26 protein-coding genes are annotated in these 24,746 nt (G+C 71.0%); 19 read left to right on the top strand and 7 right to left on the bottom strand.

Annotated features, from left to right (window positions below):
- Positions 1-17: 17 nt before the first annotated feature.
- Complete coding sequence (locus ODJ79_RS12865) at positions 18-1,502, bottom strand: SDR family oxidoreductase (RefSeq protein ID WP_263023616.1); 1,485 nt, start codon at positions 1,500-1,502, stop codon at positions 18-20.
- 80 nt (positions 1,503-1,582) lie between these two features.
- Between ODJ79_RS12865 and glyA the strand changes: the two genes are divergently transcribed.
- The 14 genes from glyA (at position 1,583) to ODJ79_RS12935 (ending at position 13,392) form a co-directional block, all read left to right on the top strand.
- Positions 1,583-2,872, top strand: a complete 1,290-nt coding sequence (gene glyA, locus ODJ79_RS12870; RefSeq protein ID WP_263023617.1) for a serine hydroxymethyltransferase — start codon at positions 1,583-1,585, stop codon at positions 2,870-2,872.
- Positions 2,869-3,369 (top strand): hypothetical protein, encoded by a 501-nt coding sequence (locus ODJ79_RS12875; protein WP_263023618.1) that lies wholly within the window; start codon positions 2,869-2,871, stop codon positions 3,367-3,369. The genes glyA and ODJ79_RS12875 overlap by 4 nt, the downstream gene beginning before the upstream one ends.
- A 282-nt stretch (positions 3,370-3,651) precedes the next feature.
- Positions 3,652-3,813 carry an AtpZ/AtpI family protein gene (locus ODJ79_RS12880; protein WP_263023619.1) on the top strand — a complete coding sequence of 54 codons (162 nt, stop codon included), beginning with the start codon at positions 3,652-3,654 and terminating at the stop codon, positions 3,811-3,813.
- 30 nt (positions 3,814-3,843) lie between these two features.
- The gene (gene atpB / locus ODJ79_RS12885; protein ID WP_263023620.1) at positions 3,844-4,620 is read left to right on the top strand and encodes a F0F1 ATP synthase subunit A; all 777 of its coding nucleotides are present in this window, start codon (positions 3,844-3,846) and stop codon (positions 4,618-4,620) included.
- Between the two features lie 87 nt (positions 4,621-4,707).
- A complete protein-coding gene (locus tag ODJ79_RS12890) occupies positions 4,708-4,932 on the top strand; it encodes an ATP synthase subunit C (protein WP_026206045.1) in 225 nt (74 codons plus the stop codon).
- Positions 4,933-4,966: 34 nt separating this feature from the next.
- A complete protein-coding gene (locus ODJ79_RS12895) occupies positions 4,967-5,521 on the top strand; it encodes a F0F1 ATP synthase subunit B (protein WP_263023621.1) in 555 nt (184 codons plus the stop codon).
- Entirely contained in the window at positions 5,521-6,342 is an 822-nt protein-coding gene (locus ODJ79_RS12900; RefSeq protein WP_263023622.1) for a F0F1 ATP synthase subunit delta, read from the top strand. The genes ODJ79_RS12895 and ODJ79_RS12900 overlap by 1 nt, the downstream gene beginning before the upstream one ends.
- Positions 6,343-6,432: 90 nt before the next feature.
- Complete coding sequence (atpA, locus tag ODJ79_RS12905) at positions 6,433-8,079, top strand: F0F1 ATP synthase subunit alpha (RefSeq protein WP_263023623.1); 1,647 nt, start codon at positions 6,433-6,435, stop codon at positions 8,077-8,079.
- A gap of 2 nt (positions 8,080-8,081) precedes the next feature.
- Positions 8,082-9,011: a F0F1 ATP synthase subunit gamma gene (locus ODJ79_RS12910; protein WP_263023624.1), complete on the top strand. Its 930-nt coding sequence runs from the start codon at positions 8,082-8,084 to the stop codon at positions 9,009-9,011.
- Entirely contained in the window at positions 9,011-10,453 is a 1,443-nt protein-coding gene (gene atpD, locus ODJ79_RS12915) for a F0F1 ATP synthase subunit beta (protein ID WP_263023625.1), read from the top strand. The genes ODJ79_RS12910 and atpD overlap by 1 nt, the downstream gene beginning before the upstream one ends.
- Before the next feature lie 103 nt (positions 10,454-10,556).
- Positions 10,557-11,663: an LCP family protein gene (locus ODJ79_RS12920; RefSeq protein WP_263023626.1), complete on the top strand. Its 1,107-nt coding sequence runs from the start codon at positions 10,557-10,559 to the stop codon at positions 11,661-11,663.
- Positions 11,664-11,757: 94 nt separating this feature from the next.
- A complete protein-coding gene (locus tag ODJ79_RS12925; protein ID WP_263023627.1) occupies positions 11,758-12,039 on the top strand; it encodes a F0F1 ATP synthase subunit epsilon in 282 nt (93 codons plus the stop codon).
- 9 nt (positions 12,040-12,048) lie between these two features.
- Positions 12,049-12,519: a DUF2550 domain-containing protein gene (locus tag ODJ79_RS12930; RefSeq protein WP_263023628.1), complete on the top strand. Its 471-nt coding sequence runs from the start codon at positions 12,049-12,051 to the stop codon at positions 12,517-12,519.
- A gap of 78 nt (positions 12,520-12,597) precedes the next feature.
- Positions 12,598-13,392, top strand: a complete 795-nt coding sequence (locus tag ODJ79_RS12935) for a PhzF family phenazine biosynthesis protein (RefSeq protein ID WP_263023629.1) — start codon at positions 12,598-12,600, stop codon at positions 13,390-13,392.
- Here the strand turns inward: ODJ79_RS12935 and ODJ79_RS12940 are convergent.
- The gene (locus ODJ79_RS12940) at positions 13,389-13,961 is read right to left on the bottom strand and encodes a cob(I)yrinic acid a,c-diamide adenosyltransferase (RefSeq protein WP_263023630.1); all 573 of its coding nucleotides are present in this window, start codon (positions 13,959-13,961) and stop codon (positions 13,389-13,391) included. The genes ODJ79_RS12935 and ODJ79_RS12940 overlap by 4 nt on opposite strands.
- A 42-nt stretch (positions 13,962-14,003) precedes the next feature.
- Between ODJ79_RS12940 and murA the strand changes: the two genes are divergently transcribed.
- Positions 14,004-15,290 carry a UDP-N-acetylglucosamine 1-carboxyvinyltransferase gene (gene murA, locus ODJ79_RS12945; RefSeq protein ID WP_263023631.1) on the top strand — a complete coding sequence of 429 codons (1,287 nt, stop codon included), beginning with the start codon at positions 14,004-14,006 and terminating at the stop codon, positions 15,288-15,290.
- Positions 15,291-15,337: 47 nt separating this feature from the next.
- On the opposite strand, the gene ODJ79_RS12950 is transcribed toward murA, so the two are convergent.
- Positions 15,338-15,694, bottom strand: coding sequence for a hypothetical protein (locus ODJ79_RS12950; protein WP_263023632.1), 357 nt, complete (start codon positions 15,692-15,694; stop codon positions 15,338-15,340).
- Positions 15,695-15,847: 153 nt separating this feature from the next.
- Here ODJ79_RS12950 and ODJ79_RS12955 point away from each other — a divergent pair, with 153 nt between their 5' ends.
- The 4 genes from ODJ79_RS12955 to ODJ79_RS12970 all read left to right on the top strand — a co-directional run bounded on the left by ODJ79_RS12955 (position 15,848) and on the right by ODJ79_RS12970 (position 18,912).
- Complete coding sequence (locus ODJ79_RS12955; RefSeq protein ID WP_263023633.1) at positions 15,848-16,696, top strand: 3-hydroxyacyl-CoA dehydrogenase family protein; 849 nt, start codon at positions 15,848-15,850, stop codon at positions 16,694-16,696.
- 135 nt (positions 16,697-16,831) lie between these two features.
- Positions 16,832-17,161, top strand: a complete 330-nt coding sequence (locus tag ODJ79_RS12960) for a hypothetical protein (RefSeq protein ID WP_263023634.1) — start codon at positions 16,832-16,834, stop codon at positions 17,159-17,161.
- A 48-nt stretch (positions 17,162-17,209) separates the two neighbouring features.
- The gene (locus ODJ79_RS12965; protein ID WP_263023635.1) at positions 17,210-18,094 is read left to right on the top strand and encodes an ABC transporter ATP-binding protein; all 885 of its coding nucleotides are present in this window, start codon (positions 17,210-17,212) and stop codon (positions 18,092-18,094) included.
- Complete coding sequence (locus ODJ79_RS12970; protein ID WP_263023636.1) at positions 18,091-18,912, top strand: ABC transporter permease; 822 nt, start codon at positions 18,091-18,093, stop codon at positions 18,910-18,912. The genes ODJ79_RS12965 and ODJ79_RS12970 overlap by 4 nt, the downstream gene beginning before the upstream one ends.
- A gap of 412 nt (positions 18,913-19,324) precedes the next feature.
- On the opposite strand, the gene ODJ79_RS12975 is transcribed toward ODJ79_RS12970, so the two are convergent.
- The 4 genes from ODJ79_RS12975 to ODJ79_RS12990 are packed head-to-tail and all read right to left on the bottom strand — an operon-like array spanning position 19,325 to position 24,711.
- Positions 19,325-20,194 carry a hypothetical protein gene (locus ODJ79_RS12975; RefSeq protein ID WP_263023637.1) on the bottom strand — a complete coding sequence of 290 codons (870 nt, stop codon included), beginning with the start codon at positions 20,192-20,194 and terminating at the stop codon, positions 19,325-19,327.
- Entirely contained in the window at positions 20,181-22,724 is a 2,544-nt protein-coding gene (locus ODJ79_RS12980) for an FtsK/SpoIIIE domain-containing protein (protein ID WP_263023638.1), read from the bottom strand. Before ODJ79_RS12980 ends, ODJ79_RS12975 begins: the two co-directional genes overlap by 14 nt.
- A 38-nt stretch (positions 22,725-22,762) precedes the next feature.
- Positions 22,763-24,088, bottom strand: a complete 1,326-nt coding sequence (locus ODJ79_RS12985; RefSeq protein ID WP_263023639.1) for a hypothetical protein — start codon at positions 24,086-24,088, stop codon at positions 22,763-22,765.
- A gap of 8 nt (positions 24,089-24,096) precedes the next feature.
- Positions 24,097-24,711 (bottom strand): DUF4126 domain-containing protein, encoded by a 615-nt coding sequence (locus tag ODJ79_RS12990; protein ID WP_263023640.1) that lies wholly within the window; start codon positions 24,709-24,711, stop codon positions 24,097-24,099.
- Between the last annotated feature and the right edge of the window lie 35 nt (positions 24,712-24,746).

Raw genomic sequence — 24,746 nt, forward strand, 5'->3', positions numbered from 1 at the left:
CAGGGCCGGCGCCGGCCCTACGCGACAACGTCCGGCGGCTCCTCGGCTACCGCCTCGGCGGCGATTCCCTCGGCCCGCGACGCGATGTTCCGCGCCATCCCGCTGAAGACGACCCCGTGGAACGGGGCCACCGACGCCCAATACGCGTGCCCCGCCAGCCCGCGCGGCAGGAACACCGCCCGCTGCCGATAGACGCTGCGGCCGGCGCCGTCGGACGACGCCGACATGTCCAGCCAGGCTCGTCCCGGCACCCGCATCTCGGCCCGCAACCGCAGCAACGACCCCGGCACGATCTCTTCCACCCGCCACCAGTCGAGCGCCTCGCCGACCCGCAGGCGATGCCGATCGCGCCGCCCCCGCCGCAGCCCCACCCCGCCGACCAGCCGATCCAGCCATCCCCGCACCGACCAGGCCAGCGGGAACGAGTACCACCCGTTCTCCCCGCCGACACCCTCGATCACCCGCCACAGGGCGGAGACCGGCGCGTCCACGGTGCGGCTGCGCTCGTCGACGTAGACGCTTCCGCCGGACCAGTCCGGGTCGCTGGGCAGCGGCTCGGCGGCGGCGTCCCGGCCGGCCGCGCTCGACCAGCGGGTCTCCACGTCGGCGTTGCGGATCTTGCAGAGGGCCAGGCGGACCGCCTCGTCGAAGCCGATCGGCCGGATCGAGGGCACCAGCGAACGGATCGACGCGTCGGTGGCCACCGCCTCGTGCACGACGCTGGCGACCAGCGGCCGGGCGATGCTGTTCGGCACCGGTGTGATCAGTCCGACCCAGTGCGCGGACAGCCACGGGCTGAGCACCCGGGTCGGCACGATCACCCGGCGGCGGAGGCCGGCCACCCGGGCGTACCGCTGCATCATGTCGGCGTAGCTGAGCACGTCGGCGCCGCCGATGTCGTACCCGCCGGGCGGCAGGGTCATGGCCGCGATCAGGTAGGAGAGCACGTCGCGGACCGCGATGGGCTGGATCCGGTTGCCCACCCAGCGCGGGGTGACCATGATCGGCAGTCGCTCGGTGAGGTAGCGCAGCATCTCGAACGAGGCCGAGCCGGAGCCGATGATCACCGGGGCGCGCAGCACCACGGCCGGGATGCCGCTGTCCTGGAGGATTCGGGCCACCTCGGCGCGGGAGCGCAGGTGGGCCGAGGCGCGCTCGCCGGCCGGTGGCTCGGGGCCGCCGAGGTAGATGATGCGCCGGACGCCCGCATCGCGGCAGGCGGCCGAGAAGCAGTCGGCCGCGCAGCGGTCGATCCGCTCGAAGTCGCGCCGGCCCAGCGAGTGGACCAGGAAGTACGCCACCTCGATGCCCTCGAGCGCGGCGCGCAGCGACGCCCGGTCGGTCAGGTCGCCCTCGGCCACCTCGACCCGGGCGTGCCAGGGTACGTCGCGGAGCCGGGCCGCGCTGCGGGACAGGCAGCGCACCTCGTGGCCGGCGGCGAGCAGCCGGGGCGCGAGCCGGCCGCCGATGTATCCCGTCGCACCGGTCACCAAGCACCGCATAACCGCAGAGTGTGCCCTTTGGCGAGCCTTTGAAGCCATATGCTTCTTTTTTGGCGGCGTTGCCTAGCGGGGGAGGGCACGTGGACACCTTCTGGGGCCCGGATTTCGCGTATCTCGAGCGCGAGGATCCGGAGATCGCCCATGTCCTCCGTGATGAACTGGCCCGGCAGCGCGGCGGCCTGCAGCTGATCGCGAGCGAGAACTTCACCTCGCCGGCCGTGCTGGCCGCGCTCGGCTCGACCCTCAACGACAAGTACGCCGAGGGCTACCCGGGCGCGCGCTACTACGGCGGCTGCGGCGAGGTGGACCGGGCCGAGCTTCTCGCCATCGATCGGGCGAGGGACCTGTTCGGGGCCGAGCACGCCAACGTGCAGCCGCACTCGGGGGCCTCGGCGAACCTGGCGGCGTTCGCGGCGCTGGCCGAGCCCGGCGACGTCGTGCTGGCCATGGAGCTGCCGCACGGCGGGCACCTGACCCACGGCAGCCGGGTCAACTTCTCCGGGAAGTGGTTCCACCCGATCGGCTACCGGGTGTCCCCGCACACCGAGGAGATCGACTACGACGAGGTACGCGACCTGGCGCTCGCGCATCGGCCCAAGCTGATCATCTGTGGCGCCACGACGTACCCGCGGCTGATCGACTTCGCCCGGTTCCGGGAGATCGCCGACGAGGTGGGCGCCTACCTGATGGTCGATGCCGCGCACTTCATCGGCCTGGTGGCCGGGCGGGCGATCCCGTCGCCGGTGCCGCACGCGGACGTGGTCACCTGCACCACTCACAAGGTGCTGCGCGGTCCCCGCGGTGGCATGATCCTGTCTCGCGCCGGCCTCGCCCAGCGCGTCGACAAGGCGGTCTTCCCGTTCTGCCAGGGCGGTCCGATGATGCATGCGATCGCGGCCAAGGCGGTCGCCCTGCGGGAGGCGTCCGGCCCGTCCTTCCAGGCGTACGCCCAGCAGGTCGTCGACAACGCGCGGGCGCTGTCGGTGGCGCTGGCCACCGAGGGCATGCGCCCGGTCGCCGGGGGCACCGACACCCACCTCGTGCTCGCCGACCTGCGCGACCTGGGTGTCACCGGGCGCGACGCGGAGACGCGGTGTGACCTGGCCCGGATCACGCTGAACAAGAACGCGATACCGTTCGACCCGCAGCCGCCCGCGGTGGCGTCCGGCATCCGGGTGGGCTCGCCGAGCGTGACCACGCAGGGGATGCGCGAGGATGAGATGCGGCTGGTCGGGCGGCTGATCGGGGCCGCGGTACGCAGTGATCCGGACACGTCGGCGGGGGCGACCCGCCTGGCCGACGTCGCGGACGAGGTAGCGGCGCTGACCGAGAGGTTCCCGGCGTACGCACGGCAGGAAGTGATGGCATGACTGAGCGGTCTAACGGCACCGAGCCGGCGGTGACGCTGCCGGGCGTACCCAGGCAAGGTTTTGATCTGGGGGATGACGACACGCCGCTGCCCGATCTGCCGCCGTTGCCCGCCGATCCACGGTGGCGGGTGGCGCACCTGCCGTTCCTGAGCGCCGTCTCGGTGGCCCTGCTGCTCTGTGCCGCCTCGGTCGGATTTCTCGCCGGCGGGGCCGCGTCCGCGGTCGGCGCTGGGCTCGGTGTGTTGATCGTGACCATCAGCTACACGATGTCCACCCTGGTCATCGCGTGGGCGGACACCGTGCGCCCGGCCCTGCTGATGCCGCTGGCGATGCTTACGTACGTGCTGAAATGCGTGGTTCTGGGGGTGGCGCTGGCCTACGGGGTGAACACCGCGTGGACCGGGAAGACCGCACTCGGCTGGGGGATCGTGGCCGGGGTGATCGCCTGGACGGGTGTGCAGGCCTGGTGGTTCACCGCGATCCGTCCCCCAAAGTGATCTTCTACATACCGTTTAACCTCGGTAAACGCCTCATTCGTGGTTTGTTGACCACGAAACGGTGACGTGAAACGACGTGGCGTGTCCGGTTCTCGCGAAGGGGGAGTACCGTGTCCATCCAGTTGCGAGACCCCTGACGCCTGGACAACTGCGGTTGTGCGGGGGGTCCCGCTTAGCCTCGTCTCCCCTGCTGATATCGTTCGGGCCGTCATGACCGGTCAGGAACCTCCCAAGAATCCCCATGGGGACGACGGTCCTAAGCCACCCGATACGGGTATGGGCATGACGGCCGTCGCTTACCTCATCTCGGGCATGTTGGTGTGGGGCGGGATCGGTTGGCTGGTCGACCACTGGGTGGGGACCAGGGGCATCTTCGCCGGCATCGGCGCGGTCGTTGGCATGGCCGGTGGTGTCTACCTCATCGTGCGCCGTCTGGGCGCCTGACAGGAAAGGGCTACGGTGGCCGTTCAATCGATGGTCCTCGCAGACGTTCCGTTCCCGCCGAGCGTCGAGGACTTCTACCTGCCGAGCATCCTGCCGTGGGGCGAGCACGACAATCCCTGGTTCACCAAGATCACCGCGCTGGTCTGGCTCACGACCGCGCTGATCATCATTTTCTTCCTGGTGACCTACCGGAAGCCGCAGCTGGTCCCGACCAAGAGGCAGTGGCTCGCCGAGAGCGTCTACGGTTTCGTGCGGAACAACATCGCGATCGAGATGATCGGCCCCGCCGGCGTGCGCTTCGCGCCGTACCTGGCGACGTTGTTCTCCTTCATTCTGCTGAACAACTTCTGGGGCATCGTCCCGTTCGTTCAGATTTCACCGAACTCGCACATCGCCTTCCCGGCGGTTCTCGCGGTGATCAGCTATGTGTTGTTCATCTGGGTCGGCATCCGGCACCACGGTTTTGTGAAGTACTTCAAGACCGCGCTCATTCCGCCGGCGCCGTGGTTCATCCTGCCGTTGCTGATCCCGATCGAGTTCTTCTCGAACTTCCTGGTCCGGCCGTTCTCGCTGGCTGTCCGACTTTTCGCCAACATGTTCGCCGGCCACATGCTGCTGCTGGTGTTCACGCTCGGCGGCTTCGCGATGCTGAACGCCAACATCTGGTTCCTCCCCTTCTCGCTGGTGTCGTGGGTGATGACCATCGCCCTGACCTTCCTCGAGTTCCTGGTGATCTGTCTCCAGGCCTACGTCTTCACGGTGCTGACGGCGAGCTACGTCCAGGGCGCGCTCGCCGACGAGCACTGAGCACCACCCCCTTGCACCACCAGTAACACCCCGTTGTCGTCCCGCGTGAAACCGATTCACGCGAGATACCTGGAGGAACTGAAAATGATGGATATCGCTGCTGTCACCGGTAGCACCGCCGCCATCGGCTACGGTCTCGCCGCCATCGGCCCCGGCATCGGCGTCGGCCTGGTCTTCTCGGCCTACATCCAGTCGACCGCGCGTCAGCCCGAGTCCTCGCGCCTGACCCTGCCGTACGTCTGGATCGGCTTCGCCGTGGTCGAGGCGCTCGCGCTCCTCGGCATCGCCTTCGGCTTCATCTGGGCTGGCTGAGCAACACTCCTCCGCCTCGAAGGAGGTTCTGTAAATGATTACGACTCTGCTTGCAGAGGCCGCCACCACCGAGAAGCACAACCCGATCTCTCCGATCTGGCAGGAAGTCCTGCTCGGGACCATCGCGTTCGGCGTGCTCTGCTTCGTGCTGATGAAGTTCGTCTTCCCGCAGATGGAGAAGACGTTCGCGGCGCGGGTGGACGCGATCGAGGGCGGCATCAAGCGCGCCGAGGCCGCTCAGGCCGAGGCCAACCAGCTGCTCGAGCAGTACCGGGCGCAGCTGTCCGAGGCCCGGACCGAGGCCGCTCGCATCCGCGACGAGGCCCGGGCCGACGCCGAGGGCATCCGCCAGGACGTGCTGGCGAAGGCTCGCGAGGAGTCCGACCGGATCATCACGGCCGGCCGTGAGCAGCTCGCCGCGCAGCGCGAGAGCATCGTGCGTGACCTGCGGTCCGAGGTCGGCGAGCTGGCCGTCGAACTGGCCGGCCGGATCGTCGGTGAGTCGCTCGCCGACGAGGCGCGCAGCCGCGGCACGGTCGAGCGCTTCATCGCCGAGCTCGACTCGGCCGGCTCGACGGGCGGACGCTGATGGCGTCGAGCGTCAGCCAGCAGGCCTACCTCTCGGCGGTGGACAAGCTCACCGCCGGGACCGGCTCGGCCACGGCCGCGCAGCTGGCCACGGTCGCTGACGAGATCCTGTCGGTGGCCGGTCTGCTGCGGGCCCAGCCCGCGCTGCGCCGGGCGCTGACCGACCCGGCGCGGCCCGGTGCCGATCGGGCCGAGCTGCTGCGCTCGCTGCTGGCCGGCAAGCTGTCCGAGGCGGCCGTCGACACGCTGACCACGCTGGTCTCCGGCCGGTTCTCCCGGCCGGCCGACCTGCTGGACGCCACCGAGCGTCTCGGCGTCGAGGCCGTGCTGCGGTCGGCGGAGAAGGCGGGCACGCTCGCCGACGTCGAGGACGAGCTGTTCCGCTTCGGGCAGATCGTCGATGGCAACGCCGAGCTTGCCGTCACGCTGAGTGACCCGGGTGCGCCGACGGCGAGCCGGGTTAAGCTGGTGGAGGACTTGCTCAGGGGCAAGACCCAGCCGGCGACGCTCCGGCTCGTCGAGGTGGCACTCGAGGGTTTCCTCGGTCGCCGCTTCGACTCCTCGCTGACCAGGCTGGTCGAGCTGACGGCCGCGAAACGCGATCGCGAGGTCGCGTACGTGACGGTGGCCCGCCCGCTGGGCGACGCCGACGAGCAGGCGCTGGCTGCCAAGCTCGCGCAGCTCTACGACCGGCCGGTCTCGCTGAAGGTGGACGTCGACCCCTCGATCCTCGGGGGTGTCAGCGTCCGGGTCGGCTCCGACCTCTACGACGGCACGATCCTGTCGCGGCTCAACGCGGCACGGCAGGCGTTCGCTAAATAGTGTTTCTTCCCCTCGGTCCGCGGCGTAGCTGCTGATCGAGCAGGCCCCTCGGCGGCGGCGACGTCCCGAGCTAGACAGAGAAGGCAGAGGATGGCCGAGCTGACCATCTCCTCGGACGAGATCCGGGGGGCGCTAGAGCGCTACGTCTTGTCCGTTACGCCCAAGGTCTCCCGCGAGGAGGTCGGCATCGTCTCCGATGCGGGCGACGGCATCGCGCACGTCGAGGGCCTGCCCTCGACCATGGCGAACGAACTGCTCGAATTCGAGGACGGCACGCTGGGTGTCGCCCTGAACCTCGACGTCCGCGAGATCGGCGCCGTGGTTCTCGGTGACTACGCCGGTATCGAGGAGGGCGGTCAGGTCAAGCGGACCGGCCGGGTCCTCTCGGTGCCGGTCGGCGACGGCTTCCTCGGTCGCGTGGTCGACCCGCTGGGCCGGCCGATCGACGACCGCGGCGAGATCGACAACGAGGGCTTCCGCGAGCTCGAGCTGCAGGCGCCGAACGTGATGGCCCGGCAGCCGGTGAAGCAGCCGCTGCAGACCGGCATCAAGGCGATCGACGCCATGACGCCGATCGGCCGCGGCCAGCGCCAGCTGATCATCGGCGACCGCAAGACCGGGAAGACCACGGTCGCGATCGACACGATCATCAACCAGAAGGCCAACTGGGCCTCCGGCGACCCGGCCAAGCAGGTGCGCTGCATCTACGTGGCGATCGGCCAGAAGGCGACCACCATCGCCTCGATCAAGGGCACCCTGGAGGAGCAGGGCGCGATGGAGTACACCACCATCGTCGCCGCCCCCGCCTCGGACCCGGCCGGCTTCAAGTACATCGCGCCCTACACCGGCTCGGCCATCGGCCAGCACTGGATGTACGCCGGCAAGCACGTCCTGATCGTCTTCGACGACCTGACCAAGCAGGCCGAGGCGTACCGCGCGGTGTCCCTGCTGCTGCGCCGCCCGCCGGGCCGCGAGGCCTACCCGGGCGACGTCTTCTACCTGCACTCCCGGCTGCTCGAGCGCTGCGCGAAGCTCTCCGACGAGCTGGGCGGCGGCTCGATGACCGGCCTGCCGATCATCGAGACCAAGGCCAACGACATCTCGGCCTACATCCCGACCAACGTCATCTCGATCACCGACGGCCAGATCTTCCTGGAGTCCGACCTGTTCGCCTCCGGTGTCCGCCCGGCGATCAACGTCGGCACCTCGGTGTCCCGGGTGGGCGGTTCGGCGCAGGTCAAGGGCATGAAGAGCGTGTCCGGCCGGCTCCGCCTCGACCTCGCCCAGTTCCGTGAGCTGGAGGCGTTCTCGGCGTTCGCGTCCGATCTGGACAAGGCGTCCCGCGCCCAGCTGGAGAAGGGCGTACGCCTGGTCGAGCTGCTCAAGCAGCCGCAGTACTCGCCGTACTCGGTGACCGACGAGACGATCGTCATCTGGGCCGGCACCACCGGGCAGCTGGACGACATCGAGGTCGGCGACGTGCGCCGCTTCGAGGCCGAGATGCTGCAGTGGATCAAGCGGCACCGTAAGGACACGTACACCGCGATCGAGTCGACGAACAACCTGACCGACGACAACATCGAGAGCCTGAAGTCCGGCCTGGACGAGTTCAAGGAGCTCTTCAAGCAGGGCGACACCGGCATCAAGCTCAACGAGCCGGACGCCGAGGCGCTCGCCGAGGGTCGCGAGACCCGCGAGACGGTGACCCGCGAGGTTCACCACTCGGACGAGGGCTAGTCATGGCCGGTCAGGTACAGGCCCTCCGGCGGCGCATCCGCACCGTCCGGTCGACGAAGAAGATCGCCAAGGCGCAGGAGCTGGTCGCCACCAGCCGCATCGCCAAGGCCCAGGAGCGGGTGGCCGCCTCCAAGCCGTACGCGGAGGCGATCACTCAGGTCCTGACCGCACTGGCGTCCAACGCGACGATCGACAACCCGCTGCTGGTCCCGCGCGAGCGGGTCCGGCGCGCGGGCGTCCTGCTGATCACCAGTGACCGCGGTCTGGCCGGCGCCTACAACGCCAACGCCATCCGCACCGCCGAGCAGCTGATCCAGCGGCTCAAGGCGGACGGCAAGGACGCGGTGCTGTACGTGGTCGGCCGCAAGGGCGTCGGCTACTACCGGTTCCGTAACCGGCCGATCGAGGCCAGCTGGACCGGGTTCTCCGAGCGGCCGTCCTTCGCGGACGCGAAGAGGATCGGCGACGCGCTGCTGGAGGCCTTCGTGGCGGGCGCGGACGACGCCGAGGCGCACTTCGGACCGGACAGCATCCAGGGCGTCGACGAGCTGCACATCGTGAGCACGCGGTTCAAGTCGCTCATGACCCAGAGTGCCGAGGCGCACTTCCTGGCGCCGATGCAGGTCACGGAGCGCGAGGCGGAGCCGGGTCTGCGCCCCGCGTACGAGTTCGAGCCGGACGCCGACGAGCTGCTCGACGCGCTGCTGCCGAAGTACCTCAACACGCGGATCTACGCGGCGTTGCTGGACTCGGCCGCCAGCGAGTCGGCGTCCCGGCGGCGGGCGATGAAGAGCGCGTCGGACAACGCGGACGACCTGCTCAAGCGGTACACGCGCGAGATGAACTCCGCGCGGCAGGCTGCGATCACCCAGGAAATCAGTGAGATCGTCGGCGGCGCCAACGCGCTGGCCGCGGCGGGAAGTGATGTGTGATGACTGCTGTTGCTGAGCCCACCAAGGCGGAGACCGGCGTCGGCCGCGTCGTCCGGGTCATCGGCCCGGTCGTCGACGCCGAGTTCCCGCGTGACGCCATGCCCGACATCTTCAACGCGCTGCATGTCGAGGTGACCCTCTCCGAGGGCACCAAGAAGCTGACCCTGGAGGTCGCCCAGCACCTGGGCGACAACCTGGTCCGCGCGATCTCGATGCAGCCGACCGACGGCCTGATCCGGGGCGCCGAGGTCACCGACACCGGCGCGCCGATCTCGGTGCCGGTCGGCGACGTGACCAAGGGCCACGTGTTCAACGCCCTCGGCGACGTGCTCAACGCCGACCCGTCGACCCTGGACATCAAGGAGCGCTGGTCGATCCACCGCAAGCCGCCGGCGTTCGCCGACCTCGAGCCGAAGACCGAGATGCTGGAGACCGGCATCAAGGTGCTCGACCTGCTCGCGCCGTACGTGCGCGGTGGCAAGATCGGCCTGTTCGGCGGCGCGGGCGTGGGCAAGACGGTGCTCATCCAGGAGATGATCATCCGGGTTGCCCGCAACTTCGGCGGTACGTCGGTGTTCGCCGGCGTGGGTGAGCGCACCCGCGAGGGCAACGACCTCATCCTGGAGATGGAGGAGGGTGGCGTTCTCGACAAGACCGCCCTCGTCTTCGGCCAGATGGACGAGCCGCCGGGCACCCGTCTGCGGGTGGCGCTCTCCGCGCTGACCATGGCGGAGTACTTCCGGGACGTCCAGAACCAGGAGGTGCTGCTCTTCATCGACAACATCTTCCGGTTCACCCAGGCCGGTTCCGAGGTCTCCACCCTGCTCGGCCGCATGCCGTCCGCCGTGGGTTACCAGCCAACGCTGGCCGACGAGATGGGCGAGCTGCAGGAGCGGATCACCTCGGTCCGGGGCAAGGCGATCACCTCGCTGCAGGCGATCTACGTGCCCGCCGACGACTACACCGACCCGGCGCCGGCCACCACGTTCGCCCACCTGGACGCGACCACCAACCTCGAGCGGTCGATCTCCGACAAGGGCATCTACCCCGCCGTGGACCCGCTGGCCTCCAGCTCGCGGATCCTCGCGCCGGAGTACGTGGGCGCCGAGCACTACACGGTCGCCCGCGAGGTGCAGCGGATCCTGCAGAAGTACAAGGACCTGCAGGACATCATCGCCATCCTCGGTATGGACGAGCTCTCCGAGGAGGACAAGGTCACGGTGCAGCGGGCCCGCCGCATCGAGCGCTTCCTCTCGCAGAACACGTACGCGGCCGAGCAGTTCACCGGCGTTCCCGGCTCGACGGTCCCGCTGAAGGAGACCATCGAGGCGTTCAAGAAGATCAGCGAGGGCGAGTACGACCACTTCCCCGAGCAGGCCTTCTTCATGTGCGGCGGCCTGGAGGACCTCGAGCGCAACGCGCACGAGCTCATGAAGGGCTGAGCTAGCTGGCTCCGCTTCGCTCGCGCGATGAGCCGTATCCGCCGGAAGGTGGGTGCGGCTCATCCGTTTCCCGGGGTACCCGGCGGCCGTTGGGCACCCTGTGATGGCCAAGCCTGGCAAGCGTCGCGCGCCGCTGTGGGCCCGGCTCTGCGCGATCGTCGGCTGCGTCCTGATGTTCCTCAGCGGCGGCGCGCTGGTCGCCAGCCAGTTGGTGCTCGCCCGGTACGCCGGCGCCGTGCAGACCAAGGACCTGTTCGACGAGCCCGAGAAGGTCTCCGACATCAAGGGCCCGCTGAACATCCTGCTGGCCGGCATCGACCCGCGGAACGACGAGCAGACCCCGCTCTCCGACTCGATCATCGTGGTGCACGTCCCGGCCGGGATGGACCAGGCGTACCTGTTCTCGATCCCGCGCGACCTGGTGGTGGACATCCCGCCCTTCGCGAAGACCGGGTTCCGGGGCGACCGCTCGAAGATCAACGCCGCGATGGGGTACGGCAGCGCGGTCGGCGACGGCAAGCACGACCCGGCGCAGGGCTTCGACCTGCTGGCCAAGACCGTGCAGCGGCTCACCGGCATCCAGCGGTTCGACGCCGGCGCGATCGTCAACTTCGGCGGCTTCAAGCGGATCGTGGACGCCATGGGCGGCGTCACCCTGACGGTCGACCAGAACGTGAAGTCCGAGCACCTGCAGCCGAACGGCAAACCCCGCCCGAGGTACGCCCGGTGCGCCGGTGACACCTGCGCCCACCCGTACTACGGGCCGCAGGCCGAGTACAAGGTCGGCACCTACCACTTCGCCGGCTGGCAGGCGCTCGACTACGTCCGGCAGCGCTACGGCCTGCCCAACGGCGACTACGACCGGCAGCGGCACCAGCAGCAGTTCGTCAAGGCGATGGCGCAGCAGGCCCTGAGCAGGGACGTGGTCACCAACCCGGTCACCCTGGACCGGGTGCTGAAGGCGGCCGGCAGCGCGCTGATCTTCGACGGCAAGGGCCACGACGTGGTCGACTGGGGTTTCGCGCTCAAGAACATCCGGGCCGGCACCATGACGTTGATCAAGCTGCCCGGAAAGTCGCTTTACGAGGGCGGGGCCTACCTCGGGGAGGGGCTGGACCCGAGCGCCACCGACTTTTTCACCGCCGTCACCGAGGACCGCCTGCCGAACTTCCTGTTCGAACACCCGGAGTACTTCAGCACCAACGCGTAGTGCGAGTGTGGTGGTCGCCACCCCCCACCTCGGCCGACCACCTCGCCGTTTAGACTTCACCCATTCGGTAACACCGGCTGAACAGGGAGACAGCGTGGCCAACCAGCTGCCCGTCAAGGTTGTCGCCGTCGAGGAGCGAATCTGGTCCGGCGAGGCCGAGATGCTAGTCGCACGGACCACCGAGGGTGAGATCGGTGTGCTGCCCGGTCACGCGCCGCTTCTGGGCCTGCTCAAGGAGCCGTCCCAGGTGCGGGTCAAGCTCGCCGGCGGCGAGCAGTTGACCTACGACGTGAGCGGCGGCTTCCTCTCGATCGATGCCGACGGCGTGACCGTCCTCGCCGAGAGCGCCGTACCCGCCACCCCCGAGTCGCGCTGACCTCCGGCGATGCGGATTCTGGAAGTCTTCGGGATCTGCATCGCCGCGCTGCTCGCGCTGCTCTTTGTGATCTTCTTCCGCCAGCGCCTGCTCATGCTCGGCGGTGGCACCATCCGCCTGCAGGCCCGGGTCAGCACGCTGGTACCGGGCCGCGGCTGGTCCACCGGCATCGGCCAGTTCGTCGGCGACGAGTTCCGTTTCCACCGGATGTTCAGCCTCGCGTTCCGCCCTAAACGGGTGCTCGACCGCACCGTCCTGGTGGTCGAGCAGCGCCGAGCGCCGGATGGTCCCGAGCGCCTCACCATGCCGGCCCACTGGGCGGTCCTGCGATGTCGCAACGGCGACGCCGGCGAGATCGAGATCGCCATGGCCGAGTCGACCGCCACCGGCTTTCTCTCCTGGCTCGAGGCCGCCCCGCCCGGGCAGCCCGGCAGCCTCAGCCCTCGCCCGACCGTCCGGCCCCGCCCGGCCGACCACTGATCTCCGGCCGGTCGCCGAGGGCCGCTCGTTGCATATTGGCCGCTGAACTCCGGTGGCGCCCGGTCCTAGGGTCGAGGCATGCGGATCCAGATCGTCGACGCGTTCACTGCTCAGCCCTTCGCGGGTAACCCCGCCGGTGTCGTGGTGCTCTCCGCCTTTCCCGAAACCGAGTGGATGCAGCGGGTCGCCGCCGAGGTCAACCTCTCCGAGACCGCCTTCCTGCACCCCCTGCCGCCCGGCGCCGAGGCCGATTTCGCCCTCCGCTGGTTCACCCCGGCGGTCGAGGTCGCGCTCTGCGGGCACGCCACCCTGGCCACCGCGCACGTCCTGGGCCGCGACAAGACCAGCTTCGCCACGCTCAGCGGGGTGCTGACCGCCACCGCGACCGACGACGGGTGGATCACGCTCGACTTCCCGACCGCGCCGCTGAGCCCGGTCGAAGCGCCGTCGTGGCTGGCCGGCGTGCTCGGCGCCGAGATCGTCTCGGTCCGGCACACCGGGCCGAACACCGACGACCTGCTGGTCGAGCTGGCCGACGAGGCCACCGTGCGCGGCCTGCGCCCCGATCTGGGCACGCTCGCCACCAAGGAGAACCGCGGCGTCATCGTCACTGCCCAGGCCGCCGACCCGTCCGCCGGCTACGATTTCGTGTCCCGCTTCTTCGGCGCGGCCGCGGGCGTGGAGGAGGACCCGGTGACCGGCAGCGCGCACACCGCGCTGACGCCGTTCTGGTCGGCGCGCCTGGGGCGCACCGAGCTGACCGGGTACCAGGCCTCCCCGCGCGGCGGCTACGTGCGCGTCACCCTGGCCGGCGACCGCACCCTGCTCACCGGCCAGGCCGTCACGGTGATCGACGGCGAGCTGCTCGTCTAGCGTGACCCGCCCGGCACCCACTTCACGTCGCCCGCCGGGTTGGCCACCCGGGACAGGATGAAGAGCAGGTCGGAGAGGCGGTTCAGGTATTTCGCCGGCAGGTCGCTGGTCCGCTCGGCGTCGTCCCGCAGCAGCGCCCAGGCCGCACGCTCGGCACGTCGCGCCACGGTGCGCGACACGTGCAGCAGGGCCGCGCCCGGGGTTCCGCCCGGCAGGATGAAGCTGTCGAGCGGTGCCAGCCGATCGTTGAACTCGTCGCACCAGCCCTCCAGCCGGGTCACGTAGTCCTCGGTGACCCGCAGCGGCGGGTAGGCCGGGTTCTCGGCGATCGGATTGCACAGGTCCGCGCCGAGATCGAAAAGATCGTTCTGTACGGCGGTGAGCACGGCGCACACGTCCTCGGGCAGGTTGCCCAGCGCCAGCGCCACGCCCAGCGAGGCGTTGCACTCGTCGGTGTCGGCGTAGGCGGCCAGGCGGGGATCGGTCTTCGCGACGACCTCGTTGTTGCCCAGCCTGGTCTCGCCGGCGTCGCCGGTTCGGGTGTAGATGCGGGTGAGGTGAACGGCCATGCACCCACCCTACGGAGGCGCGGAACCGCCGCGGCCCATACCATGGCCCGCGTGGATGTGATCAGGGTCAAGGGCGGCGCTCAGCTCGCCGGCGAGGTCAGCGTCGGCGGCGCCAAGAACTCGGCGCTCAAGCTGATGGCGGTCGCGTTGCTCGCGCAGGGCCGCAGCGTGGTGGAGAACGTTCCCCGGATCACCGACATCGCGATCATGGCCGAGGTGCTGCGCCGGCTGGGCTGCCAGGCGACGCTCGAGGGCGGCCACGCCACCATCGACGTGCCCGCCGAGCCCGGCAGCGAGGCCGACTACGACCTGGTACGCCGACTGCGCGCGTCGATCTGCGTGCTGGGCCCACTGCTGGCCCGGCGCGGCTACGTGCGGGTCGCCCTCCCGGGTGGCGACATGATCGGCTCCCGAGGGCTGGACATGCACTTCTCCGGCCTGACCCGGATGGGCGCGGAGATCTCCGGCGAGCACGGCTTCGTGATCGCCGCGGCACCGCGCGGCCTGCGCGGCAGCAAGATCTGGCTGGACTTCCCGAGCGTCGGCGCCACCGAGAACCTGCTGATGGCGGCGGTGCTGGCCAAGGGCGTCACCGAGATCGACAACGCCGCCCGGGAACCCGAGATCGTCGACATCTGCGAGATGCTCACCGAGATGGGCGCCCGGATCGACGGCGCCGGCAGCTCGACACTGACCATCGAGGGCGTGGAGTCGCTCAACCCGGTCACCCACCGTACGGTCGGCGACCGCATCGTGGGCGGCACCTGGGCCTTCGCCACCGCGATGACCCGCGGCGACGTGATCGTCCACGGGGTCCGCCCGGAGTTCCTGGACGTCGCGCTGGACAAGTTGGTGACGGCGGGTGCGCAGATCACGCCGGGTGACAACCAGTTCCGGGTACGGATGGAGGACCGTCCCCGCGCGGTGGACATCGTGACGCTGCCGTACCCGGGTTTCGCCACCGACCTGCTGCCGATGGCGATCGGCTTGGCCGCCGTGGCCGAGGGCGCGTCGCTGATCACCGAGAACATCTTCGACGGCCGGTTCATGTTCGTGAACGAGATGGTCCGCCTGGGCGCCGACATCCGCACCGACGGACATCACGCGGTGGTCAACGGCCGGGAACGACTCTCCGGCGCGCCGGTGCGGGCCACCGACATCCGGGCGGGGGCCGGGCTGGTGATCGCGGGGCTGTGCGCGGAGGGCGTGACCGAGGTGGGCGAGGTCCACCACATCGACCGTGGCTACCCGGACTTCGTGACCGACCTGGCCAAGCTGGGTGTCGAGGTGGAGCGGGCCGACGTGCCCGAGCCCACCTTCGACTTCTGACCGCTGCCTTCCGGTTTCCGGGCCGCTTTTCGGAGGGTCGCCGGGTTTCAGAGGGCCGCCGAGCCGCCGACCAGGCGGCGGGCCACCTCGGCCTCCTCGGCGAAGACCAGCACCGCCGTCCGGCCGTCGCGGTCGACGGCCCGGGTGGCGCGGATGCCGGCGTCGCCGAGCAGCCGCCGGATGTCGTCGGCCACGTCCGGATCGTCGGTGACCGCGACCGGGCAGAGCAGGCCGTAGTCGTCGGGCTCGCCGAAGATGGCGAGGCCGTCGGCGCAGCGATCGCCGCCGTCCTCGTGGATCAGCGTCCCGTCCAGTCCCATCCGCCAGAAGATCGCGCCGAGCAGGCAGACCAGGCCGATGGCAATCATTGGCCCGATGAGGTACCAGCCGATGCCTGAGGCCATACGCACAGTCTGGCACCGTCGCGCGGGCGATTCCCCGGATTTGCCCCGATCGGGAAGGTCCACCACCCCTGAGTCTCCGTTAAGTACCCCCGGTAGGGTGGGCGCGAGGCACCTGCCCGTCCGGGGACGGGCATCGGCGGAAGGGGAACGCACATGGCGGGTCGACTCGCGGTCATCGGCTCCGGTTTGATGGGCTCGGGCATCGCGCAGGTCTCGGCATTGGCCGGCTGGCAGGTCACCATGCGGGACGTCGACGACGCCGCGACCAACCGCGGCATGGCCGCGATCCGGGATTCCCTGGGTCGCTTCCTGTCGAAGGGCAAGATCACCCAGGAGGAGGCGGACGCCACACTCGCCCGGATCACCCCCACCACCGACCTGGACGCGGCCGCCGACGCGGACGTCGTGGTCGAGGCGATCTACGAGAAGGTCGAGGCCAAGCACGAGGTCTTCCGGGCTCTCGACAAGATCTGCAAGGCCGGCGCGGTGCTCGGCACGAACACCTCGGCCATCCCGATCACGCAGATCGCCACGGTCACCGAGCGGCCCGAGTCGGTGGTCGGCATCCACTTCTTCTCGCCGGTGCCGATGATGAAGCTGGTCGAGCTGGTCCGCGGGTACCAGACCTCGGACGACACGCTGGCCGCCGCGCGCAACTTCGCCGAGGAGGTCGGCAAGACCTGCGTCGAGGTGAAGCGGGACGTGGCCGGCTTCGTGTCGAACCGGCTCTTCTCGGCGCTCCTGGTCGAGGCGATCAAGCTGGTCGAGTCGGGCGTGGTCTCGCCGGCCGACCTCGACACGGTGATGAAGCTGGGCTTCGGGCACGCGATGGGCCCGCTGGCCACGGTGGACCTGACCGGGCTGGACGTCATGCTCAACGCGGCCGGCAACATCTACCGGGACACCGCGGACGAGAAGTTCTTCCCGCCGGAGCTGCTGCAGCGCATGGTCACCGCGGGCGACCTGGGCCGCAAGACCGGCAAGGGCTTCTACACCTACTGAGCCGTACGCCCGAGGCTGAGCTGCCGCCGGCGGGTCCCGCCGGGCCAGTTCTGGCGTTCAGCCTCGGGGTTGGCCGTCTCCCTTCTACGATTTTCCGCAGTTTCTCCGGCGAATCGGTCGGTGGGAGGCGACGGCATGACGCGCACGACGATGTCTCCGTCTTCGGAGGAGATGCAGTGGGCGATGGCCCAGGCGAGCAGCGAGGCGCTCTCGGTGGCGCCCGGCTGGTTCCGGGCCTGGCCCACGGCCAGCCAGAAGTTCTCGGCGGTGAACGTCCGCTCGTCCACCCAGCTGATCGTCAACCACAGCCGGGAGGACGACCGGCATCCGAACAGCTGGACGGTCCGCGTCCTGTTCGGCTCGCACGCCGTCGAACTGCACTGCGGCCCGTACGAGACGAAGGAGCAGGCCACCCTCGTCGCGCACGCGATCCTCACGCTCGCCTACCGGGACGTGCCGCACTGACCCGCCCGGGACGGCGGATTGTCGTACCCAAGCTCTAGGGTTTTCGGCATGGACGTCGACGAGCCCGCCATCCGGGTGCGCGGGCTGCGCAAGGCCTATGGGGACAACGTCGCGGTCGGCGGGGTCGACCTCGAGGTTTCCCACGGTGAGGTCTTTGCGCTGCTCGGGCCCAACGGCGCCGGCAAGACGACCACTGTGGAGATCCTCGAGGGCTATCGGCGGCGCGACGACGGCGAGGTCCGCGTGCTCGGCGTCGACCCGGCGGTGGCACAGGGCCGGCGCGGCACCGGCGACCCGGTGGCCAAGCGGTGGCGCGAGCGGGTCGGCATCGTGCTGCAGGGCACCGGGGAGTTCGACGAGCTGACCGTCGGCGAGGTGGTGCGGCACTTCGCGCGCTTCTACCCCCGGCCCGACGATCCGGCGACGGTGGTCGAGCGGGTCGGCCTGGCGGAAAAGGCCGCGGCCCGCACACACACGCTCTCCGGCGGGCAGAAACGCCGGCTCGACGTGGCGCTCGGCATCATCGGGCGGCCCGAGCTGCTGTTCCTCGACGAGCCGACCACCGGGTTCGACCCCGAGGCGCGGCGCGAGTTCTGGCAGCTGATCCGCGACCTGCAGGCGGGCGGCACCACGATCCTGCTGACCACGCACTACCTGGAGGAGGCGGAGGCGCTGGCCGACCGGGTCGGGGTGATCGCCAAGGGCCGGCTGATCGCGGTCGACACCCCGCGCTCGCTGGGCCGGCGCGACTCGGCACTGGCGACGGTTTCCTGGCGTACGCCCGACGGAGGTTGGGAACGCACCCGCAGCGCGACGCCGACGGCCGTGGTGGCCGACCTGGCCGCGCGCTTCTCCGGCGAGGTGCCCGGCCTGACCGTGACCCGGCCGACCCTGGAGGACGTCTACCTGGAGATGATCGGGGGCGCGGCGTGACGACCACTTCGAAACCCGCGGGCCGGGCCGGCTCGCTCGAGCTGGGGTTTGCGCAGGGCGGCCTCGAGGTCCGCCAATTCCTGCGCAGCCGCGAGCAGGTCATGTTCACGCTGGCCTTTCCGGCCATCATGATCTTGGTATTCGGCTCGATCTTCAAGGGCGAGATCGGCGGCGGCGTCAAGTTCACCCAATACTTCGTGACCGGCATGATCGGCGCCGGCCTGATGACGGCTGGCTTCCAGGCGCTGGCCATCCAGATCCCGATGGAACGCGACCGCGGGGTGCTGAAACGCTTCCTCGGCACGCCGATGCCGAAATGGGTCTACTTCGCGGGCAAGGTGCTGATGGTCGCCGTCATCGCGCTGCTCGAGACGGTCCTCCTGCTCACCGTGTCGTCCCTGCTGTTCGGCCTGAAGCTGCCGGACACACCGGCGAAATGGCTGACCTTCCTGTGGGTGTCGCTGCTCGGCATCACGGCGTGCACCCTGTGCGGGGTGGCGTTCTCGTCGGTTGCCCGCACGGGTCGCAGCGCGCCGGCGGTGGTCACCCCGGTGGCGCTGATCCTGCAGTTCATCTCCGGGGTGTTCTTCGTCTTCACCAGCCTGCCGGTGTGGATGCAGAACGTGGCGTCGCTGTTCCCGCTGAAGTGGCTCTGCCAAGGGCTGCGCTCGGTGTTCCTGCCGGCGGCGTTCGGGGCGCACGAGCCGGGCGGCTCCTTCAACCTGCCGATGGTCGGCCTGGTGCTCGGGTTGTGGTGCGTGCTGGCCCTGGCCCTGTGCCTGACCACGTTCAAGTGGACGACGAAGCGCGACGGCTGACCGCGCCGGTGGGCGGGGCGAATCCGCTCGGCCGACCGCGCCGGTGGGCGGGCGGCGAATCCGCTGGGCTGGCCGCGCTGGTGGGCGGGCGGCGAATCGGCTCGGCTGGCCGCGCTGGTGGGCGGCCGGCGAATCGGCTCGGCTGGCCGCGCCGGTGGGCGGGCGGCGAATCCGCTTGGCGGACCGCGTCGGTGGGCGGGCGGCGAGGCGAGGCGACCGGCCGGATTCGGGCGGCCGGCGACGCATGTCGGCGGGCCGGTCGGTGGGCCGGTCGGTGGGCGACGGCGAGGCGTGACGGGCGACGGGATCCGGGCGGCCGGCGACGCGTGTCGGCTGACCGGTCAGTCGGTGGCGGCGAGGCGTGACGGCCGGCTGGATTCGGGCGGTCGGCGACGCGTGACGGCCGGCCGGGTCAGTGGGTGGCGGCGAAGGCCAGCGACATCAGGGTCGCCGCGATCATGCCGCCCAGCAGGGTCAGGCCGATGCCGCCGATGTCCAGTTTGGCCTCGAGCCAGCGGTGGGCTGCCGCGGCCGCGACCGGTACGCCGGCCGAGGGCGCCACCACGAAGGCGAGCCAGCCGAGGCCGCGCAGGACCGGGCCGCCCCAGATGCTCGTGCCGCCGATGGTGACCAGGCCGGAGGCCAGCAGGCCGGTCAGGGCCGCGACCAGCGCGCCCAGCAGCGGCAGCAGCGGCAGCGCCCAGCGGGGCATCGCCCGCCGCCCGGCCGGACGCACCGTCACGTCGATCCGGGCCGCCGCCCGGGCCAGGAGCATCCGGGGCGACTCTGCGGGCTCGGCTTCTTCCGAGGCCGACGCCGAGGCCGAGGCCGCCGCCGCCGAGGCCGACGTCGAGGACGCCGCCGACGCCGAGGCCGACATCGAGGACGCCGCCGAGGACGAGGACGAAGCCGAGGACGAGCGCGAGGACGACGACGGCATGCGCGGCAGCGCCACCCGGGGCAGCGCGTCGACCGGCGCCGGCTCCGGCACCTCGCCCAGCGAGCGCATCCGCAGGCCGCGGGCTCGGCGCAGCTGCTCCCACAGCCGGGCGGCCTCCCGGTCGATGTCGATCACCTGCGCCGCCGCGGCGCCGGCCCACCGGTCGGCGGAGAGGGCGTCCCCCTCGGCGCGGGTCAGCTCGCCGGCCGCCTGCGCGGCACTGTCCTGATAGGCCCGTTCGGCGCCGCCCAGCTCGGCGTCGCGCCGCCGGGTCGCCTCGGCGAGAGCGCTGACCATCACCTGGTAGTCGCGGCCGATGGGCTGCCGGTCACGTGTGGTCACTGTTCACCTCGTACGGGATGATCACCTCGGGGGTGCGGTGGACCGAGCGGTCGAAGAACAGCGCCCGGCGGGCGCGCGGATACCAGGCCGGACCGCCCGGCTGTGGATAGAGCGGCGCGAGGTCGGCGCCCTGCACGTCGAGCGCCACCCATGCACCGATCGGGTCGAGCCGGCTCGCCGGGCCGCCGAGGCTGTCGCGGAGCCGGGCGACCGAGCGCCACCAGCCGAGCACGTGCGTACGCCGCTCCGGCCCGTCGGTGAGCAGCCGGCGCAGCCTCTCCTGGTCGGCGCCCGCGTCCAGCGCGTAGCCGAGCACGTAGTGCGGGATCTCCAGCGGCTCCAGGGGCGGCAGATCGTCGTACCAGTCGGCCGAGGGCAACTCGGCCATCAGCCGGGCCGCCGCCCCGCCCGCATCGGGATCGAGGCAGACCACGCTGAAGTGCGCCGGGCCCTGCGCCGCCAGCGACAGCGCCGCCGACGCGAGCACGTCGCACGCCTCGTCGGTGCGGGTGCCCAGAACCGCCAGGTTGCGGCCCGGCATGCGACCCAGGCGTAGCCGGGCCGGGCGGGCGGCCACGTCGATCCGCTCGCCGAGCACCGCGCCGGGGGAGGAGCCGACCGGCCCGTCGGCGGTCGGCACCGGACCGGCCGGCCGGCATTGCGCGGGCAGGATCGGGACCGCGTCGCCGTCGAAGACCCGGGGCTCCTCGCAGCCGTCGGGGCGCAGCCGCCAGAGCCGGCGCTGGAGCGTACGCCAGACGAGCCGGTCCCCGGCGTCCGGAAGCCGGACGATGAGATTGGCCCCCGCGGTGCCGGATTCGGTGTTGACCACCGCGTGATGGCGGGGGATGACCGCGGCGGCCAGGTTGTTGTCGGCCAGGATGCGCCTTGCCTTGGGCAGGGCGATCCGGAGCGTGAACTGGCCGATCAGGCCGGAGCGGCCCCACAGCGCCTCGATGCCGGAGACGTCCTGGGAGGCGAGGATCAGGTGGATGCCCTGCGAGCGGCCCCGCCGGGCGAGGTCCTCGAGCAGGGTGACCGCCTCGTCGGCGACCGCGTCCCGGCCGCCGAGCAGCACCTGGAACTCGTCGATCACGGCGACCAGGCGCGGCCAGCGACCGTCGGGGTCCTCGGCCCGCAGTTCGGCGAGCTTGCTGGCGTCGTGCCGCTTGGCCGCCTGGGCCCGGGTGCGCAGTTCCTCGCCGAGGTGGCGCAGCATGGCGAGGCCGAACTCGCGGTCGCCGTTGACGTTGATGCCGGCCAGCCGCACCTGCGGGAGCCAGCTGGGGTCGCGTGGCCCGGGCACGAACCGGGAGAACGACACGCCCTCCTTGAAGTCCAGCAGGTAGAGGGCCAGCTCGGTGGGGCCGTACCGGGTGGCGAGCGCGGCCAGCCAGGCGTAGACCAGGTTGGTCTTGCCGGAGCCGGAGGGGCCGCCGATCAGCGCGTGCGGCGGGTCGTCGCCGAGCGGCACGTCGATCAGGGCGCCGTCGGTGCTGTCACCGATCGGCGCGCTCAGCCCGTGCGCCGACGACTCGGCCCAGAAGGTGGCGGGGGAGAGGTCGGCCAGCTGGGCGGGCGGCGCCCCGGCCCGCATCCGCTCGGCGGTGGCCTTGCAGAAGGCGACCACCCGGTCGGCCGGCGGCGGCGGGTCGAGGGAGATGTCCAGCTCGCCGGTGACGTCGCATCGTTTCGCGTCGACATCGATGCGCACCACGGACGGGTGGTCGCACAACGACACCCCGCGGGCGACGAGGTGCACCCCGCAGGCCACCCCGGTCCGGGTGATCCGGTCGAGCTGGGCCCGCTGCTCGGCCGGCAGCTCGGGCGTGTCGGCGAGCAGCACGACGACCCGCCACGGCTCGGTCAGCGAGCTGCCGGCCAGCACCGTCTCGTTGACCCGGCAGATGTGTTCGACCAGGTCGTCGACCATGGCCCCGAGCCCGCCCGGCCCGACGAAGCTGATCCCGAGCGGGGCGAAGGCGGCGAGCGTCCCGCCGAGGTGCTCGGGGTCGTACACGGTGAGCTGGATGTCCCCGGGACGGGTGCTGCCCAGCGCTCGCAGCAGCAGCCCGGTGATCACCCCGTCCGCCACGGCCGGCGAGCCGGTGAGGTCGAGGTGCGCCGCGTCGAGCAGGGGGACCAGCGCGGGCAGCGGCGCCGCGTCGTCGAGCGCGAGCGTGCCGATCCGCAGCAGGCTGGCGCGTCCGCCGCGCTCGGGCTCGCTCGGGGCCCAGAGCCGCCAGGGCGCGCTGGCCGCGCCGGTGGCGCTGAGCGCGGCGGCCCGGCGGACGTTGCCGGCCAGCTTGGTGGTCTCGTACTGGTAGCGGCGCTGGATGTCGCGGCGGGCGCTGTCGCGCGCCTCGGTGAGTTGGTTCAGGCAGGTGGCGTACGCGTCGCGGACCAGCCGCCGATGGTTCTGCGCCTCACCCCGGGCGGTTTCGGCCGCGGCCAGGACCGCCCGGGCGGCGCCGCGAGCCACGGCGAGCTCCTGCCGGACGGCATCGACAAGCGCGTTGCTGCTACCCATGATGGGCGATTTTACCCATTTCGCCCCGAAGGGGCGGATTATGTGCTGCGTGTCGTGACCCGGGTCAGCCAGCGTGGATCCGTGTGCGCCAACTCGACCCACAGCCGGCGTGCCACGATCGCGGCGCCCTCGTCCTTCCAGCGCCGCAGCGTCTGCCGGGGGACGTTGCGGCGCATCCAGTCCAGCGCCAGACGCGCCTCCCGGTCCAGGCCGTCGGTGCTGCGCTTGCGGGCGTACGGATCGAGCCCGAGCACCACGCCGAAGTACAGCGCGTTGTAGTGCCGCCACTCGTCCGTGGTGGCGAACCGCCCGGCCGGTCGCAGCCGGTCCACGCCCTCCGCCAGCACCGCGCGCAGCTCCATCGCCCGGGCCAGCGGCTGCTCGATGGTCAGTCCGGACAGCCGCCGGTCGACCGCCGGCAGATCGGTGAGCGGGCTGCGCATCAGCCGTCCGAGCCGTCCGTAGTTGTCCAGCGCCTGCCGGGTGAAGCGCAGGAAGTCCTGCTGGTCGGTGGCGATCAGCCGATGCCGCTGCCGGTGCCGGGGCAGCGCCTCGGCCAGCATCAGCAGCGCCCCGCGGTCCTCGCGCAGCCGGTCGTCGTGCCGGTAGGCGATCCTGTCCAGCGCGCGGCGCAGCTGTCCGATCAGCCCGATTCCGGTCATCACGGCCGCCAGCAGCCCGAACTGCAGGACCCGCACGGTGGTGCTGGTGTCGCCCAGCATGGTCAGCGTGATCGGCACGTCGACCACGGCCACGCCGAGCAGCGCCCCGATCAGCGAGCGGATCAGATCGGGCCGCAGCCGCTCGCCCACGTCCAGCGCCTCGGCGATCACGACCAGGAAGGCGAGCATCATCAGGTCGACCCCGATCGCCAGGATCACCAGGACGGGCGCGCCCAGGTCGACGATCAGCAGCATCGCGAGCCCGGCCGCGTAAAGCGCGGACATCACCGCGAGCGCGGCCGGCAGGATGTTCGGCTGCACCTGGTCGCGGAACCGCCAGAGCAGCACCACCCCGCCGACCAGCGGCGCGAGCACCACGAGCCGGCCGGCCGCCGGCAGCGCGACCGCCATCAGCAGGAACGGCGCCACCAGGATCAGCCAGCCGAGGTCGATCTGGCGCCGCTCGGGCACCAGCCGCGGCAGCAGTGCGACCGCGGCGCCCGCCCAGAACAGCGCCGGCACGCAGAAGAAGATCTCGGCGGCGGCCGAACCGGGCGCGATCGTCCAGAGCAGGACCCCGATGGCGTACGCCGCCAGGGCCGCCGCCGCCCGGACCGAGGGACCGCGCGTCGGATCACGGCCGATCAGGTAACAGGCCGCCCACCAGGCGAGGGCGAAGGCGGGTACGGCGACGGCGGGCACCGGTGCAGTCAACCAAACAGTCGGGCGGTGTCGGAAGACGGGCTTTCCCGCTTCCGTCGCCGCCGGCGTACCACCACGACCGCCAGCCAGACGAACAGAACGATCCCGGCCAGCACCAATATCGGCATCAGGATCGCCAGGACGGACAGGAACGCGCTGCCGAAGTCCTCGATCGTGCTCACCACCGGCGCCCCGAATCCGCCCGTGCTGACGTTCACCACCGGCCGGGCGGTGGCCTTCGCGCCGTGCACGCCGAGCGCGATCAGCACACCCGCCACGATCGGCACCCACTGATGCGAGCCGAAGAACGAGCCCGGGTTGCTCACCGTCACAGTCTGCGCCCCCGATCCGGCGCCGAAGGCGAGCCCGCCCGCGGTCGGCCGCACCACGGTCTGCACCACGTCGTTCGCGTGGTCGACGATCGGCACCTTGTCGGCCACCACCTCGACGGCCAGCAGAATGCCGAGGATGACCAGCGCCCAGCCGTTGGTCAGCCAGGACCAGCCCTGCGGCAGGTCGATCACGTCGGTGTACCGGGCCAGCAGGCCCATCACCAGGAGGGGGATGTAGGCATTCAGGCCTGCCGATGCGGCGAGCCCGGTGCCGGTCAATGCTGCGAGCACGAACCCAGCATGGCACCCGCGTGCGAGCCGGTTCG

The sequence above is a fragment of the Actinoplanes sp. KI2 genome, assembly GCF_025630775.1.
In the GTDB taxonomy this organism is placed as follows: domain Bacteria; phylum Actinomycetota; class Actinomycetes; order Mycobacteriales; family Micromonosporaceae; genus Actinoplanes.

Coding starts and splice junctions, on each gene's coding strand:
- ODJ79_RS12865 (WP_263023616.1), bottom strand. CDS start 1,502: ATGCGGTGCTTGGTGACCGGTGCGACGGGATACATCGGCGGCCGGCTC.
- ODJ79_RS12875 (WP_263023618.1), top strand. CDS start 2,869: ATGACTGAGCGGTCTAACGGCACCGAGCCGGCGGTGACGCTGCCGGGC.
- ODJ79_RS12880 (WP_263023619.1), top strand. CDS start 3,652: ATGACGGCCGTCGCTTACCTCATCTCGGGCATGTTGGTGTGGGGCGGG.
- atpB (WP_263023620.1), top strand. CDS start 3,844: ATGGTCCTCGCAGACGTTCCGTTCCCGCCGAGCGTCGAGGACTTCTAC.
- ODJ79_RS12890 (WP_026206045.1), top strand. CDS start 4,708: ATGGATATCGCTGCTGTCACCGGTAGCACCGCCGCCATCGGCTACGGT.
- ODJ79_RS12895 (WP_263023621.1), top strand. CDS start 4,967: ATGATTACGACTCTGCTTGCAGAGGCCGCCACCACCGAGAAGCACAAC.
- ODJ79_RS12900 (WP_263023622.1), top strand. CDS start 5,521: ATGGCGTCGAGCGTCAGCCAGCAGGCCTACCTCTCGGCGGTGGACAAG.
- atpA (WP_263023623.1), top strand. CDS start 6,433: ATGGCCGAGCTGACCATCTCCTCGGACGAGATCCGGGGGGCGCTAGAG.
- ODJ79_RS12910 (WP_263023624.1), top strand. CDS start 8,082: ATGGCCGGTCAGGTACAGGCCCTCCGGCGGCGCATCCGCACCGTCCGG.
- atpD (WP_263023625.1), top strand. CDS start 9,011: ATGACTGCTGTTGCTGAGCCCACCAAGGCGGAGACCGGCGTCGGCCGC.
- ODJ79_RS12920 (WP_263023626.1), top strand. CDS start 10,557: ATGGCCAAGCCTGGCAAGCGTCGCGCGCCGCTGTGGGCCCGGCTCTGC.
- ODJ79_RS12930 (WP_263023628.1), top strand. CDS start 12,049: ATGCGGATTCTGGAAGTCTTCGGGATCTGCATCGCCGCGCTGCTCGCG.
- ODJ79_RS12935 (WP_263023629.1), top strand. CDS start 12,598: ATGCGGATCCAGATCGTCGACGCGTTCACTGCTCAGCCCTTCGCGGGT.
- ODJ79_RS12940 (WP_263023630.1), bottom strand. CDS start 13,961: ATGGCCGTTCACCTCACCCGCATCTACACCCGAACCGGCGACGCCGGC.
- murA (WP_263023631.1), top strand. CDS start 14,004: ATGGCCCGCGTGGATGTGATCAGGGTCAAGGGCGGCGCTCAGCTCGCC.
- ODJ79_RS12950 (WP_263023632.1), bottom strand. CDS start 15,694: ATGGCCTCAGGCATCGGCTGGTACCTCATCGGGCCAATGATTGCCATC.
- ODJ79_RS12955 (WP_263023633.1), top strand. CDS start 15,848: ATGGCGGGTCGACTCGCGGTCATCGGCTCCGGTTTGATGGGCTCGGGC.
- ODJ79_RS12960 (WP_263023634.1), top strand. CDS start 16,832: ATGACGCGCACGACGATGTCTCCGTCTTCGGAGGAGATGCAGTGGGCG.
- ODJ79_RS12965 (WP_263023635.1), top strand. CDS start 17,210: ATGGACGTCGACGAGCCCGCCATCCGGGTGCGCGGGCTGCGCAAGGCC.
- ODJ79_RS12980 (WP_263023638.1), bottom strand. CDS start 22,724: ATGGGTAGCAGCAACGCGCTTGTCGATGCCGTCCGGCAGGAGCTCGCC.